The organism is Enterococcus sp. NBRC 3427 (genome assembly GCF_007996925.1).
Taxonomy (GTDB): domain Bacteria; phylum Bacillota; class Bacilli; order Lactobacillales; family Enterococcaceae; genus Enterococcus_B; species Enterococcus_B lactis.
In genome coordinates this window covers 14306-30672 of record NZ_BJLL01000029.1, presented here as the reverse complement: position 1 = coordinate 30672, position 16367 = coordinate 14306, and the positions used below count along the sequence as shown (strand labels likewise).

General features: G+C 39.0%; 13 protein-coding genes and 1 pseudogene. 12 read left to right on the top strand and 2 right to left on the bottom strand.

Translation table 11 applies throughout. The features are described from left to right. The first annotated feature begins 174 nt into the window (after positions 1-174). From ESP02_RS07910 to copB, 12 genes are all read left to right on the top strand, one after another. A complete protein-coding gene (locus ESP02_RS07910; RefSeq protein ID WP_038398575.1) occupies positions 175-561 on the top strand; it encodes an iron-sulfur cluster biosynthesis family protein in 387 nt (128 codons plus the stop codon). 168 nt (positions 562-729) lie between these two features. Then, a complete protein-coding gene (locus tag ESP02_RS07905; RefSeq protein WP_038398576.1) occupies positions 730-1404 on the top strand; it encodes an SGNH/GDSL hydrolase family protein in 675 nt (224 codons plus the stop codon). Further along, positions 1401-1742 carry a hypothetical protein gene (locus ESP02_RS07900; RefSeq protein WP_038398578.1) on the top strand — a complete coding sequence of 114 codons (342 nt, stop codon included), beginning with the start codon at positions 1401-1403 and terminating at the stop codon, positions 1740-1742. The genes ESP02_RS07905 and ESP02_RS07900 overlap by 4 nt, the downstream gene beginning before the upstream one ends. Positions 1743-1771: 29 nt before the next feature. Beyond that, positions 1772-2131: a YccF domain-containing protein gene (locus ESP02_RS07895; RefSeq protein ID WP_038398579.1), complete on the top strand. Its 360-nt coding sequence runs from the start codon at positions 1772-1774 to the stop codon at positions 2129-2131. Between the two features lie 343 nt (positions 2132-2474). Next, positions 2475-3257 (top strand): cyclase family protein, encoded by a 783-nt coding sequence (locus ESP02_RS07890; RefSeq protein ID WP_080283901.1) that lies wholly within the window; start codon positions 2475-2477, stop codon positions 3255-3257. Between the two features lie 142 nt (positions 3258-3399). Next, positions 3400-5481, top strand: coding sequence for a heavy metal translocating P-type ATPase (locus ESP02_RS07885; protein WP_038398582.1), 2082 nt, complete (start codon positions 3400-3402; stop codon positions 5479-5481). A 310-nt stretch (positions 5482-5791) separates the two neighbouring features. Further along, positions 5792-7258, top strand: coding sequence for an APC family permease (locus ESP02_RS07880; RefSeq protein WP_002291780.1), 1467 nt, complete (start codon positions 5792-5794; stop codon positions 7256-7258). A 109-nt stretch (positions 7259-7367) separates the two neighbouring features. Next, positions 7368-7907, top strand: a complete 540-nt coding sequence (locus ESP02_RS07875; RefSeq protein WP_038398583.1) for a topology modulation protein — start codon at positions 7368-7370, stop codon at positions 7905-7907. A 73-nt stretch (positions 7908-7980) separates the two neighbouring features. Continuing rightward, positions 7981-8421 carry a CopY/TcrY family copper transport repressor gene (locus tag ESP02_RS07870; protein ID WP_002291784.1) on the top strand — a complete coding sequence of 147 codons (441 nt, stop codon included), beginning with the start codon at positions 7981-7983 and terminating at the stop codon, positions 8419-8421. A 12-nt stretch (positions 8422-8433) separates the two neighbouring features. Continuing rightward, the gene (gene copZ, locus ESP02_RS07865) at positions 8434-8643 is read left to right on the top strand and encodes a copper chaperone CopZ (RefSeq protein ID WP_002291786.1); all 210 of its coding nucleotides are present in this window, start codon (positions 8434-8436) and stop codon (positions 8641-8643) included. Then, the gene (locus ESP02_RS07860; protein ID WP_038398585.1) at positions 8643-10829 is read left to right on the top strand and encodes a cation-translocating P-type ATPase; all 2187 of its coding nucleotides are present in this window, start codon (positions 8643-8645) and stop codon (positions 10827-10829) included. The genes copZ and ESP02_RS07860 overlap by 1 nt, the downstream gene beginning before the upstream one ends. Before the next feature lie 19 nt (positions 10830-10848). Further along, positions 10849-13020: a copper/silver-translocating P-type ATPase CopB gene (gene copB, locus ESP02_RS07855; RefSeq protein ID WP_038398587.1), complete on the top strand. Its 2172-nt coding sequence runs from the start codon at positions 10849-10851 to the stop codon at positions 13018-13020. Between the two features lie 112 nt (positions 13021-13132). On the opposite strand, the pseudogene ESP02_RS07850 reads toward copB, so the two are convergent. Both ESP02_RS07850 and ESP02_RS07845 read right to left on the bottom strand, forming a co-directional pair. Continuing rightward, positions 13133-15304, bottom strand: a pseudogene (locus ESP02_RS07850) (DUF4129 domain-containing transglutaminase family protein). After that, entirely contained in the window at positions 15294-16367 is a 1074-nt protein-coding gene (locus ESP02_RS07845; protein ID WP_038398588.1) for a DUF58 domain-containing protein, read from the bottom strand. The pseudogene ESP02_RS07850 and the gene ESP02_RS07845 overlap by 11 nt, the downstream one beginning before the upstream one ends.

Sequence of the window (16367 nt, the reverse complement as noted above, 5' to 3'; positions counted from 1 at the left end):
AACACCGTTTATTCTAAAAAAGAACTGCGAACTCTCGCAGTTCTTTTTTTAAAATACGGGATAAAGGAAGTTTCCAGCAGACAAGAAAAGAAAGCAAAAGAAATTGCTATTTGATTCACAAGGTTCTATAATGAAATCGCAATCAATCAAACATATACAAAGAAGGCGATTCAAATGGAGATCCGATTTGATAATGCTTCTGCTGCTGAAATAAAGCAGCATCTAGCACCTGGAAACAAACTAATATTAACATTCGAAGATGGAGTAGGTCCGTATTCTCAGCATGCAATGATCCACATGCAAGTTCAATTCACCCTTGGAATCATCGGATCAGATATGTCGACAGAAAGTTATGACCAATCTATCCCAAGCAATCTAGGAGAGATATTAGTAAAGGGATATTCGTTGGCAGACTTAGATGAGCATATGAATATACGTTTTGATGCTTCTCGTCATATTTTGAGTTTGACGGGCGACAGTGGGCTGATTGACGGAAACTTAGGTCTGATCGATTTCACTGAATCAAACAACGAAGGAATCAAGAAAAATCCGGCACGTTAAGAAAAAAGCATAAAAAAGTAGGCACTTGCTGAGTATTCATCCAATCGTTTGAAGAAACTAGGCGGGTGTCTTTTTTTATACATCTATTTTCTCTTTCGTCTTGGTAGAGCTTATGGGATAATATAAGGAAGAAAATCGTCGTTTTATTCAAAAAGGAGTTTTTGACAAATGAAAACACGCGTGTTATTTATTGGTGACAGCATTACAGACGCAGGAAGAGACCGTTCAGAAGCGTCGGATCTAGGTAAAGGGTATCCGCTTTTGATTGCCGGGAAACTAATCTCTCAATATCCAACGATGGAATTTGAATGTATAAACCGTGGGATAGGAGGAGACAAAATCGCAGATCTGCAAGCACGCTGGCAAGAAGATTGTTTAGCTCTGCAACCTGATTATGTATCGATTTTGATTGGAATCAATGATACGTGGCATAATACTGGAGATCAAGCTATATTCGGCACTGAGAAATCTGTGCAGCAATTTGAATCCGTTTATCGAGAGTTACTAAATAAGCTTCAAGCAGCTGGAATCTGCAATATCGTCTTAATGGAACCTTTTGTACTTCCTGTGACAAATGATCGTTATGGGTGGCGCAAAGACTTAGACCCTAAGATCCAAATCGTTCGTAAACTCGCAAAAGAATATGGCACATTGCTGATTCCTTTAGATGGAATATTCAATGCTTTAGGAATCGCTTATGGTTTTTCGAAATATACAAAAGAAGATGGCGTGCATCCAACGATTGGCGGACATGAGATTATTGCACAAAGTTGGATAGATGCGATTTCCGCAGTTGATTTTTTTAGTGGAAATAAAAATGAACGAAAGAAAAGGGAAAAATGATGGAAATACGAAGGGCAGTAAAAGAAGATCTCCCTCAAATCAATCAGCTGATTACTGATCATCCAGAGTCATTCGTAAAAGTAAAAACGGAAGCTGAACTACATGATAGGAATAAACTATTGATCGTTGCTGTAACAAAAGAAAACCGGATCATCGGTTTTGCGCAAGCAGATGAACAGCAGTCAGAAGAACGGTTGGATCAGCGACCAGCAGGAAAACTAATCCAACACACATTAGTAACAAAAGAAAAAACGGAAGAAATCCAAAAAAAAGTTGCGGAATACTTGATGCTGGAAGCTAAAAAACGAAAAATCAAATCGTTTTTTGTCCAGTTCTAATTAAAAACAGTAATAAAAGGAGAAATACAATGAGTTGTTTAGGAAATGTCATCTGGTTTATATTTGGCGGACTAATTGGTGGTCTTAGCTGGTTAGTAGCAGGGGTACTTTGGTGTATCACGATCATTGGTATCCCCATCGGTATGCAGTGTTTTAAAATCGCCTCCCTTTCTTTTGCGCCGTTTGGCAAAGAAGTAATTTATCACCAGTCCGCCATGTCATTGATTGTCAACATCATCTGGCTGATCGTTTCAGGCCTCCCAATTGCTCTCGGACATGTCGTCAGCGGCATCCTTCTATGTATCACGATTATAGGGATACCATTTGCAAAGCAATCTTTCAAGCTTGCTCGATTGGCGTTGATGCCATTTGGCGCAGAGATTATATAAGTCGGGATATTCTAAAAGAGTATCCTAAACATGTTTTATGAACGAGAAGACTGGATGAAACACAACTATCACGTGTTTTATCTGGTTCTTTTTATGTTTTGAAAAACTCATTTTTTCTATTCGGTTTTAAAGAACTTCATTTTTTTATTATTGAAAAAATAGTTCTAAAAGACTTCTTTAAATCAGTCATAATGAATGATAGAGCATCAATCAGCGATACGACTTTTATATTTTTTTTATTTAGTATTCAAAAAAAGAAAAAATAAGCAGTGGCTGGTCAGTTATTATCGTGTCATAAGTTTCATAACAATAGAGATAAAAAAGCATGAGGAGAGGTTGAATTTTGAGATTTATTGATTTAAGCATAACAATTGAAAACGATTTGGCAAGTGATCCAAAGGAAATGATCCCACAGATTATGTATATGGACCACGAACAAAGCGTGCCAGATATGCTTCGCTTTTTTGGAACGGCTCAATCAAAAGATCTTCCAGATGGATTAGCTTGGGCAATCGAAAAAATCGAACTGACAACACATACGGGGACACATTTAGATGCACCTTATCACTACCATCCAACGATGGACAAGGGCAAACCTGCTTGGACAATTGATGAGATTCCTTTAGATTGGTGTTATGGAGATGGAGTAGTATTAGATTTTTCAGATAAGCCAGATGGAACTAAACTGACTGTGAAAGATTTTGAAGAAGCTCTGTCTCGAATCGACTATGAATTGAAAGAAAAAGATATCGTATTGATTCGAACTGGAGCAGATCAATACTGGGGAACACCGAAATACCTCATCAGCGGATGCGGTGTCGGCAGAGAAGCTACATTATGGCTGCTGGAACAAGGAATACGTGTTGTTGGTACAGATGCTTGGTCTTGGGACAGACCATTACCTTATATCGCAAAAGAATTTGATGAAACTGGAGATCCTTCGATCATCTGGGAAGGACATTTTGCAGGGATCGAAAAAAGATATTGTCATATCGAAAAATTAACGAATTTAGACAAATTGCCAGCAACAGGATTCAAACTGAGTTGCTATCCTGTCAAAATCAAGAAGGCAAGTGCCGGTTGGATAAGAGCGGTAGCAATGATCGAAGAGGAAAAGAAAGAATAAGCAAAAACATCTGTATTGGAAGAGATTCTCCGATGCAGATGTTTTTCATTTTTTCTTTCGGATACCTTGACACATGAATAACCATTCATTTATAATTAGTTATGAAGAGATATTCATATGTTAAGGCGAGGAGGTCATTAAAATGAAAAGTTACAGATTAGAAGGTTTAGACTGTGCGAACTGTGCGATGAAAATCGAAAAAGGAGTCCAGCAAATCGATGGAGTCAAGGAAGCAACGGTAAATTTCACTTCTGGAAAATTAACGATTGACGTAGAGGAAGATCAATTAGCTGCGGTTGAACAGGAAACAAAAAAAGTAGTGAAAAAATTAGAACCAGATGTCAAGGTAACAGAAATAGACAAGGAAAAAGTATCTGAACATGGAAATGAAAAAGAGAGAAACACGCTGATCCGGATTTTATTTTCACTTGCAGGTATCGCTGTCTTGCTATTATTTGATTTTAATGAACCAATTCGTTTGATAGGGTATTTATTGATTTATCTGCTGATAGGATATGATGTAGTGAAAAAAGCGGTGATGAATATCGTCAAAGGACAGATCTTTGATGAAAATTTCCTCATGTCTGTTGCTACGATTGGTGCTATGTTGATCGGTGAATATCCAGAAGCCGTAGCAGTGATGCTATTTTATCAAATCGGCGAATATTTCCAAGGATTGGCAGTCAATCATTCAAGAAAATCGATTCGTGAATTGATGGCTATCCGTCCAGAAACAGCGCACATACAGACAGCAGAAGGATTGATGACCGTGAATCCTGAAGACGTGCGGATTGGTCAGTATGTACTTGTTAAGCCTGGTGAACGTGTACCGTTAGATGGAACGATCATTGAAGGAGAATCATTAGTCGATACATCAGCACTTACAGGTGAATCCGTTCCTAAATCTGTATATGTTGGTGAAACAGTATTAAGTGGATTTATCAATAAAAATAAACCATTTTTAGTTCAAGTAGAAAAATCCTATGAAAATTCTACCATCAGTAAATTATTAGAATTAGTAGAAAATGCCAGCAGCAAAAAAGCACCAGCTGAAAATTTCATTACCAAATTCGCGCGATATTATACACCAGTCGTTGTAGGGCTGGCCGTCTTATTGGCTGTTTTACCTCCAATAGTTTCTGGAGCGGCGTTTTCTGAATGGATCTATCGGGCGTTGACGTTTTTAGTGATCTCATGTCCATGTGCATTAGTGATTTCCGTACCCCTTAGTTTCTTTGGAGGGATCGGAGGAGCAAGTAAAATTGGTGTATTAATAAAAGGTTCAAATTATTTGGAATTGCTTGCACAAACTGAGACAGTGGTATTCGATAAAACTGGCACATTAACGAAAGGCGACTTTTCGATCCAGACGATCGATCCAACAGGAATTGATTCAAAGAAATTTATGCAATATGTTGCAAGTGCAGAACAGTTTTCTACACATCCGATTGCTCAATCCGTTTTAGAAGGCTACGAAGGTCCGCTTTTACCGGCAACAAATATCCAAGAATTTGCAGGTGAAGGGATCTTAGCTGAAGTTGACAGCAAACAAATATTAGTAGGTAATCACAAATTGATGGAAAGGTTTGAGATCTCTTTTCCTTCAAGTCAAGAAATCGGTACATTGCTTTATATAGCAATCAACCAAAGTTATAGTGGTTATCTTGTCATTGCGGATACCTTGAAAGAAGATGCCGTAGACGCATTAGTTCAATTAAAACAGGCTGGTGTCAAGCATACAGTCATGTTGACAGGTGACTCGAAAAAAATCGCTGATCATATCGGGAAGCAAGTTGGCGTGGACAAGATATACAGTGAACTGCTTCCAGAAGATAAAGTACAGCGGTTAGAGGAAATCTTACAAAGAAGCAATAAAAAGACCGCCTTTGTCGGAGATGGAATCAACGATGCACCAGTGCTAGCAAGAGCAGATGTAGGGATCGCAATGGGTGGATTAGGAAGCGATGCTGCAATTGAAGCAGCAGATGTAGTCATCATGAACGATCAACCATCGAAGATTGCAGATGCGATCCGGTTAGCAAAGAAAACATTGAAGATCGTCAAGCAGAACATTGTTTTTGCTATTGGGATAAAAATGCTGGTACTTGCCTTAGGTGCTTTTGGTTTTGCAACAATGGGAGATGCAGTATTTGCAGATGTCGGGGTAACTGTCCTAGCTGTTTTGAATGCTATGCGAAGCTTACATGTAAAAAATAAATATTGACCAGTAGAGAGGACGAATGAACGTCCTCTTTTTTTATTCCTTTTTCTTAATAAAAGAATACAAAGAAAATGACTAAGATTATAAAATAACTGATGTTTTTAATTTTACAGAAAATTCAAAATTGCTTTAAATACAATAAAATCAATGAAATGAAAGAAAATAACTCCTTTTTTTGATGGAAAAAATATGAAAAAATGATGTGTATTAAATAAAAGAATACACACATAAAATAACGCTGTCTTGTAAGTTTGTTAAAAATTGAATATGATTACATTTGGTTAACAAATTTTTATTATAAAGGAGAGAACGAATGAACAATAAACAATTACGCTGGTTCACTGTTGCGTTAATTGCATTCAACATGGTTTGGGGCATGGGGAATGTAGTTAATAACTATGCCCAGCAAGGAGTATCAGTTGTCACCTCTTGGCTATTGATTCTAGCCATTTATTTCATTCCATACGCATTGATCGTTGGACAATTAGGCTCAGCCTTCAAGGATAGTAAAGGAGGCGTCAGTTCATGGGTCGAAAATACGACATCCAATAAACGGCTGGCATATTATGCTGCTTGGACTTACTGGGTCGTGCATATTCCTTATTTGGCACAAAAACCTCAAGCCATCCTGATTGCAGGGGGTTGGGCGGTCCAAGGAAATGGAAATATCGTAAATACGATGTCAGTCCAAATGGTAGCAGTTATTTCACTTATTATATTTCTTGCCTTTTTATATTTATCAACAAAAGGACTTTCTACGTTGAAAGTAATCGGCGGATTAGCCGGAACAGCGATGTTCGTTATGTCGATCTTATTTATTCTTTTAGCAGTAACGGCACCGTTCATCAACCCAACGATGGAATTTGCCACACCGCATATGAATCAAGTGAAAACATATATTCCAACCTTTGACTTCAGTTATTTCACAACCGTCTCTATGTTAGTATTTGCAGTTGGAGGAGCGGAAAAAATATCCCCTTATGTCAACTCTACAAGAAACCCTGCAAAAGAATTTCCTAAAGGGATGATTTTCTTAGCAGCAATGGTAGGGATTTGTGCTGTATTAGGTTCAGTCGCAATGGGCATGCTGTTTGCTAGCGATAATATTCCTAAAGACTTGATGGCAAATGGGGCATACAGTGCTTTTCAAATTTTAGGTAATTACTATGGTATCGGTAACTCATTGATGATTATTTACGCATTGACAAATATGATCGGACAAATCTCCGCATTAGCCTTTTCAATCGATGCACCGTTAAAAATCTTGTTAGCAGATGCAGATCCAGAATTCGTACCAAACTGGCTACGTAAACGTAGTCATAAAGGTACATTAGTAAACGGCTATCTTTTGACAGGTATACTAGTAGGAATCATTATTTTGCTGCCAATCTTCGGTATCAAAGATATGAATGAATTAGTTAAATGGTTGACGAACTTGAACTCAGTTGTTATGCCAATGCGTTACCTATGGGTATTCTTGGCGTATATGATGTTGAATAAAGCTTATAAGAAATTCAATTCTGAATATAAATTTGTCAAAAATCCAAAAATCGGGTTTATCTTCGGTGCTTGGTGCTTTGCCTTCACTGCGTTCGCCTGTATCTTAGGAATGGTGCCAAAAGTAGATTATACTGCGGATCCTAAAGCATGGTGGTTCCAGCTATTCACGAATATCATCACGCCAATCGTCTTGATCTTATTAGGCATGATCTTGCCGGCCATCGCTCGTCGAGACAAAAATAAAGAAATCACTGAGCCAGAAACTGTGGTTCAGCCTTAAAATAAAATTACTTCTTGCAAGAGTTGGCGTGTAGAGCCAACTCTTGTTTTTTTGTGTCGTTATAAGTGGTATGATCGAACCAAATTCCAAAGAGAAGTGAGGGAGGAAAATGAAGATCATCGTGATTGGACAAAGTGGGTCGGGTAAATCGACCCTCGCAAGGAAGATCAAAGAAATCACGGGCTTTCCGCTACTGCCGCTAGACCTTTTATGGCATACAACAGATTACAGTATTCAGGCAAAACAGTGGTTTTTACAAGAACAGCAATCGTTTATGGTATCTAATCCGTCATGGATCGTTGAGGGAAATTATACTTCTACGTTAGAAGAGAGAATCAAAGAAGCAGATAAAATCATTTGGCTTAAAGTGCCGCGTTATGTCGCCATCTACCGAGTAGTTTGGCGTTCTCTAAAAAGAAAGATAAACAAAAAATCACGGCCAGATATGCCTGAAGCATTTACAGAGAAACTAAATAAGGAATACGTAGAATTTTTATCTTTTATCTGGCATTTTGAAGAAAACAATGAGCCGAAAATACAACAGCTGATCCAAGAAAACCATGCACGAAACAAACTGATCATCCTTAAAACAAGAGGGGAAAAACAAGAATTTTTAACTAAATTGAAAATAGAGAGCAAAAATAATTGACAGTTTTTGTTTACAAGTGTAATCTGTATTCATAAGTTATTGATTACATTTGTAAACGAAAGGTGTGAAATAAATGGAGAAAGTCAAAACGCCGGTAAAAATCAGCGATTCAGAATGGGAGATCATGCGGGTTATTTGGACACTTGGACAGACGACTGCTCAAGAAATCACGCAGATCTTAGCTGATTCGATGGATTGGAAACCAGCAACGATCAAAACTTTGCTGGGACGTTTGGTAAAAAAAGAAGTGATCTGGACAGAACAAGAAGGAAAAAAATTCATTTATCATCCAGCTGTCTCAGAGATGGAAACAGTTCGTAGTGCGACGGAAAATCTTTTTTCCCATATCTGTGCAAAAAGGATTGGAGAGACAATTGCAGATCTAGTAGAAGAAGCTACTTTGACTCAAGAAGATATCAATGAAATCTTGAAACAATTAGAACAAAAGCAACCAGTCGAAACAATCGAATGCAACTGTATCCCAGGTCAATGTGAATGTAAACAACATCAATAGGAGGAAGAAAAAATGAAACAACAATTTTCAATCGAAGGTATGAGCTGCAATCATTGTGTTGCAAGAGTCGAAGAAGCGGTAAGCGCACTTGACGGCGTACAGAAAGTAAAAGTGAACTTGAAAAAAGCAAACGGTACGGTCAAGTTTGATGAAACAAAAGTCCAATCCGAAAAGATTTGTCAAGCAATCAATGGATTGGGATATAAAGCAGAGGTGATTTGATGGCAGCAGCAGAAACCAAAATGGACACATTCGTCATTACAGGTATGACTTGTGCAAATTGTTCTGCTAGGATCGAAAAAGAGCTGAACGGACAACCTGGTGTTGTCAATGCCACAGTCAACTTGGCCACTGAAAAAGCAAGTGTCAAATATGAAGGGACGACCACTGAAAAATTAATCCAAAGCGTAGAGAATATCGGCTATGGTGCGATTTTGTACGATGAAGCCCATAAACAAAAAATTGCGGAAGAAAAGCAAGCATATTTGAAAAAAATGCTATTCGATCTTGTATTGAGTACGATTTTGACTTTGCCATTGATGCTGTCAATGATTGCCATGATGTTGGGGAGCCATGCGGCGATTGTTCACTTTTTTCATCTGCCAATCGTTCAGTTAGTCCTGTCTACCCCTGTTCAATTTTATGTTGGTGCACGTTTTTATAAAGGGGCGTATCATGCAATCAAGACGAAAGCACCAAATATGGATGTACTGGTAGCAATCGGAACATCAGCTGCTTTTGCATTGAGCATTTACAACGGATTTTTCCGTGGACATCCCCAAGATCTTTATTTTGAAAGTAGCAGTATGATCATCACGTTGATTTTGCTCGGCAAATATTTGGAACATACAGCAAAAACGAAAACAGGTAATGCAATCAAACAATTGATGTCTCTTCAAACAAAAACAGCTCAAGTGATAAGAAACGGTAAAGAAGAAACGTTAGCGATTGAAGAAGTCGTCGTTGGCGATCAGCTAGTCATCCGTCCTGGTGAGCAGATCCCAGCAGATGGGCGAATTATTTCAGGAAGTAGTGCAATCGATGAAAGTATGCTTACTGGCGAAAGTCTTCCTGTAGAAAAGAATCCAGATGACACACTCTTTGGCGGAACAATCAATACGAATGGTCTGCTTCACATGGCAGTCACACAAGTTGGTAAGCAGACAGTTTTAGCTCAAATCATCCAAATGGTGGAAGACGCTCAAGGAAGCAAAGCACCAATTCAAAAAATCGCGGATCGAATCTCAGGGATTTTTGTTCCGATCGTTTTAGTCATTGCATTCATCACGCTAATGGCGACAGGATTGATCACGGGGGATTGGCAACTTGCATTGATCCATAGCGTCTCTGTATTAGTCATTGCGTGTCCATGTGCATTAGGTTTAGCGACTCCAACAGCTATCATGGTAGGAACGGGTGTTGGCGCACGAAACGGAATCTTAATTAAAGGCGGAGAAGCATTAGAAGCAGCTGCTCACTTAGACAGCATTGTTTTGGATAAAACTGGAACGATTACAGAAGGAAAGCCCAAAGTTACAGATCTAGTCGGTTCTAAAGAAGTCCTATCTATTTTTTATACTTTAGAACAAGCTTCTGAACATCCACTAGGTAAAGCAATCGTGGAATACGGAAAACTGCAAGAAGTAGCAACATACGATATGATTGATTTTACAGCTCACCCAGGTGCTGGAATCAGCGGTACGATTAACGGAGTACGCTATTTTGCGGGTACACGTAAACGATTAATTGAATTGAACCTATCATTTGATGAATACCAAGAACACGCGTTAGAATTAGAACAGCAGGGAAAAACAGTCATGTTTTTAGCTGATGAAAAGCAAGTAATCGGGCTGATTGCCGTGGCAGATCAAATCAAACAAGAAGCTAAACAAGCAATCAAGCAGTTACAGGATAAAGGATTAGATGTCTTTATGTTGACAGGAGACAACAAACTGGCAGCCGAAACGATCGGTAAACAAGTGGGTATTGATCCAGTGCACATCTTTGCCGAAGTACTTCCAGAGGATAAAGCAGCCTATGTGGAAAAACTGCAGAAAGATGGCAAAAAAGTCGGTATGGCAGGCGATGGAATCAATGATGCGCCAGCTCTCGCATTAGCTGATGTTGGTATGGCAATGGGAAGTGGAACGGACATCGCGATGGAAACAGCAGATGTAACGCTGATGAATAGTAGTTTGGCGTCCATTGCTCAAACAATCGAGTTGTCTAGAATGACATTGAGAAAAATCAAACAAAATCTTTTCTGGGCTTTTGTCTATAATACGATTGGCATTCCTTTTGCTGCATTAGGCTTTTTGAATCCAATCATTGCAGGAGGAGCGATGGCGTTTAGTTCCGTCAGTGTATTGTTGAACTCTCTGAGCTTAAATCAGCACATGAAAAAGTAAGAGAAGGGATGGAGTAAAAATGAATGGGAACGATATGGAGAAAAAACAGGAGCATAAAAAAGAAGCAGGAAACAAAGAAAGTGCTCATTCAAACGAAAAACAGATGGAGATGAAGCATGACCATAGCCAGATGGACCATTCAATGCATATGGAACATAACCATGGAGATATAGCGGACAGCAAACAAATGGACCATTCGATGCACATGGATCACGATCATGGCGGCATGGATCATTCCATGCACATGGGGAATTTCAAACAAAAATTTTGGCTATCGCTTATCCTAGCTATCCCAATCATTCTTTTTTCACCAATGATGGGAATGGAATTTCCCTTCCAAATAACATTTCCTGGTTCGGATTGGCTCGTACTGATCTTAGCAACTATACTGTTTATCTATGGCGGACAGCCATTTTTAAGCGGGGCAAAAATGGAATTGAAACAAAAAAGTCCTGCTATGATGACGCTGATCGCGATGGGGATTACAGTTGCATATATTTATAGTGTCTATTCGTTTATCGCGAATCTGATCAATCCTCATACGCACGTCATGGATTTCTTCTGGGAATTAGCTACATTGATCGTCATTATGTTGCTAGGTCACTGGATCGAAATGAACGCTGTTTCGAATGCCAGCAATGCTTTACAAAAACTAGCAGAATTACTGCCAGAATCAGTGAAACGCTTGACGAAAGAAGGAAAAGAAGAGACAGTCTCACTAAAAGAAGTAAACGAAGGCGATCATTTGATCGTCCGTTCCGGTGACAAAATGCCAACAGATGGTGTTATCTTGAAAGGTGAAACAATCGTTGATGAATCAGCTGTGACTGGCGAATCAAAAGGAATCAAAAAACGAGCCAATGACAAAGTGATCGGCGGTTCTATCAATGGGGATGGAACGATCGAAATCGAAGTAACTGGAACTGGTGAAAATGGTTATCTAGCGAAGGTTATGGAAATGGTGCGAAAAGCACAAGGAGAAAAATCCAAGCTAGAGTCATTATCAGACAAAGTGGCAAAATGGCTGTTTTATGTTGCCTTAATTGTCGGTATCTTGGCATTTATCGCATGGTTGTTCTTGACAGATCTTCCTAATGCATTGGAACGTATGGTCACTGTCTTTATCATCGCCTGTCCCCATGCTCTAGGTTTAGCTATCCCATTAGTTGTTGCTCGTTCCACATCGATCGCCGCTAAAAACGGATTGCTTTTGAAAAACCGCAACGCACTAGAGCAAGCCAATGATCTAGATGTGATCATGCTGGACAAAACCGGGACACTGACAGAAGGAAAATTTACGGTAACGGGTGTCGAAGTTCTTGATGATGCGTTCAATAAAAATGAAATCCTTCAATATTTAGGAGCATTGGAAGCAAATGCCAATCATCCATTGGCTGTTGGCATTATGAATTATTTGAAAGAACATGCAATCAAGCCTTATCAAGCCGAAAATCTAAAAAATCTTTCAGGAGTTGGGCTAGAGGCAACAGTCAAAAACCAACAAGTGAAAATAGTTAATGAAAAAGAAGTTGAGCGTCTCGGATTAAACGTAGAACAAGCATTATTGAAACCTTACCAAGAACAAGGAAATACCATCAGCTTCCTGATTTTAGAAAATCATCTAGCTGCAATCGTTGCTTTAGGTGACGTAGTAAAAACAGAAGCAAAAGAGTTTATCCGAACATTAAAGGAAAGAAAAATCACTCCAGTCATGCTTACTGGCGACAATAAAAATGCTGCTCAAGCAGTAGCAGATTATTTAGGGATCGAAGAATATTACGGCGGTTTATTACCAGATGATAAAGAAGCTGTTGTCCAGAAATATCTTGACCAAGGGAAAAAAGTAATCATGGTGGGTGATGGGATCAATGATGCGCCAAGTTTAGCCCGTGCTTCTATTGGGATGGCAATAGGTGCAGGAACAGATATCGCAATCGATTCTGCGGATGTCGTCTTGACAAACAGCGATCCAAAAGATATTTTGCATTTCCTTGATTTAGCTAAGCAAACGCGAAAGAAAATGATCCAGAACCTCTGGTGGGGAGCAGGGTACAATATTCTCGCAATCCCACTAGCAGCCGGAATACTTGCACCAATTGGTATCCTATTAAGTCCAGCAGTTGGTGCTGTCTTGATGTCATTAAGTACGGTAGTCGTAGCGCTGAATGCTTTGACATTGAAAATCAAATAATAATGAAAAAAGGTTGTGACAAAACACGTGTCACAACCTTTTTTTACGAATAATCGATGCTCAATCAGCTGGTTCTCGGCATTCCAGAAGTAGATTCTCTAGGAATTTTATCTTATTTTTTGAAGCTGCTCCCTTTTGTCATAACCTTTTTGTATACCGTTTTTCTTATTATATGCGTTAGTTCTAAATAGGTTTTTTTATCGAATTTTACCGGATCTGCTTGTCTTCCATATATTTCTGCTTCATATTGAGCAGTTAATCGAATGAAACGTTGATCTAGATTGAATGTTTGTTCTATTCGTTGGCTGTATGCCTGCAAAGATTCTGCGGGTTTGCGCGGTACCAGTGTTTCCAAATGGTGGAGAAGTTTTTGATACGCAACCGCATTAGTAGAAGCAAAAAAATGAAGATAGATAAGATAACTTGTCCAGCGCAGAGCTTTTCTAAATAACAATAGAAAGAACAACAAGACGGATAAACACACCCCAAGGCTGAATAAGACGATTTTATAAGACGGTGTGAGTGTCGTGTTATCTGACGAAATAGCCTCAGGTTTCTCACTGGAAATAGTTTCTGCTATATTTTCGCTTTCTTTTGGTTGTTCTTCAGCAGAGTGGACGGTTTCTGTTGTTTCAGCGGCTGGTTGTGAAATAGTTGGATTGGCAAATGAAGGGGTTGGTTCAAATGGGAGCCAGCCAAACCCAGGAAAGTACACCTCTGGCCAAGAATGAGCATGACTATTGAGAATGCTGTATTCCTCATTTCCTTGCTCATCTGTTCCTGTTCTAATCCCATCCGTAAACCCTTTTGTCCACCGAGCAGGGATGCCTAGCGTGCGAAGAAGGACGACCATAGCAGTTGAAAAGTTGTCACAATAGCCGATTTTTGAATCGAAGAGGAAATAATCTACATAATCGCGTTCTTTAGGCGTATGTCCGGTATCCGTTTTGGAATAGCGAAAATTCCCGCTTGTTTTCAAATACTGTTCGACAGCTTCGACTTTACGAATTAAAGTTGCTTCATTTTTGGTCAATTCGATCGCTAAGTCCTCAATACGTTGAGGCAAACCTTTCGGCAACTGAAGATTTGTCTGTTGATTTTCTAAATCATCGGCCTCTAACTGACTGCTTTTTAATTCTTCTCTCGTAAAAGCTAATCTTTCTGTTTGTAAGGACGCCAATCGCGTCGATTCATTCGGGACAGGGATGAATCGTTGGCTTTCAGGCAAATAGTAAAGCGTTTGTCCACTGGCTAATGAAAAATCAGTCAAGGTAGTATTTCCATAAGGATAAGGTAAGAAAGCTTGGTTTTTTAGCGTCAATGTAATGTTTTCTTTTTCTTCCATAACTGTTTGGTAGCTTGTGATATCAACAGGAAATTCTTGGATTGGTTGGATGGGTGCATCCGGATCTTCTACCCATCCAGAACCGGTGTAATGATTCTTATTTTCTATCTTCCAATAGCCGTTTACTTTCTGGTTCGCTGTAAAAACAACTTCACCATTATCATACAATGGACCACCAAGTTGTTCATCATTTTCACTGAAACCCGTTCTGGCACTTCCGGTTAATTGGTACTCATGGAGTGTGTCATAAAGCCCTTCATCATTAAGATATTCTCGGATCGGTTCACTCGTTTCCTCGAGAGATTGGTGCACTTTTGGGAGATATAAAGGCAAGATGGCGCTGAAAGTGAACAAACAAATAAGCAGGATCGTAGTAAACGACTGGAATCGAGCGTTTCCCTACAACAATCGGATGGAGAAAAATTGCCTTGCTGCCAAATATACGCATAAAACAGCTACTACCGCAATCATTTCGTACAATAGTTCTTTTTCCCGAAAAACGGTAAGCATCATGAAGTAACCCATCAACGCAAGAAAGGGTGCATACCAATAGTCGTAATCCACGGTCAAAGTAATAAATAAATAGATCAACAACAATATAAGAAAAAAAGCTGTCTTTTCTGGTAAATAATGAAGTTTACCTTGGGATAGATGGAAGAATTCCTCTGTAACTGACGAAAAAAACTGTAAGACCCATAATAAAGAAAATATCTTTGAAGGAAAATAGGTAAACAAGCAGCCAATCATTACTGGCAAAGAAAGCAGCAATCGTACCCATTTTTTAGGAATACAGCAGACAATAAGACATAGGATACCAATAGTTAGGATAAGAGGGTAGCTGTTTTGCAATTGATTAGCTGCTACAAATATCGGAGCACCTACACTTAGCATCATAAAGGAGTAAACGCCACGCAGGTATTTTTCCCATTTAATCGTCAATCCATTCACCTCCTGGCAGTGAACATACCTTGTCTTTTTCTTGGATCATGATTTGTTTTTCTGCGAAATAAACAAGATAGACCGTTCGATCTTTCGACAATGTTTCGACAGCTTCTGAGACTTCAGGAGAATGCGCAGGAATAAAGAGGACGATTTGTTTTTTTGCCTGTTTTTTCAAGTGTGCCAAAAAAGTTTTCTCATCTCCAGCGTTCAAAGAAGCAAAATAGGTATATCCAGGATCTTTGCCATGAAAGATACGGTCGCCTAATATCAGAAGTTCTGGCTGCTTTTCTTTTCTCAGATGCCATAAAGAAAAATACAAATCTAGCAGATGGTCAAATTTCAAGCTAGGTGAACCCCAAAAGCAAAGAAGCGGAGAATATTCTTCTTCTTGATACTCGTATTCGCGGTATAACCACTCTTGACTATGAGCAGACAATTTCCAATCGATTCGGTTAAAAGAATCGCCGGGGCGATAAGAGCGATGTTCTCGAAAATCAAGACCTTTTTGATACGCGTTCAGCTGTTGTTTTTTTTCCAGAACTCTCTGCAATGTTTCTGCTTGAGTCTTATGAAAAGCAGGAAGAACAGTCACAGGAAAAGAAAGCTCCCTTCTTGTCCTTTTTCTAAAAAGTCCTAGACTATCATAGGCTGTAAAAATGACGGTTAATGCTTCATGGAACCCTCTCTCTTTTGGTTGCCAAAGTACTTGGACTTCTTGCGGTTTATTTGTAAGGATCAATATTTCTTGTTTTTTTTCTGCAAAGATCTCTGGAAAGACGATCTGTAAACGAGGGAGAGGGAAAGAAAAAGCTCTCTTTTTGGCTATAGAAAAAATAACCTGTATACTTTTTTTACGATAAACGACTGGCTGGACTGTGCAAGTAACAGAAAGTTTCTTTAGAAAGGTGCTTAATGAAAACACACTCCATGATACATAAAGAGTAAAAAAGGCCAATAAGAACCACCCTAAAGAATTGTTGAATACAAGAGCAAAAAAGACAATGACGAAATATATCAGAAATAACACAAAATTAATGAAATAATCTTTGGCTTTTTCCAT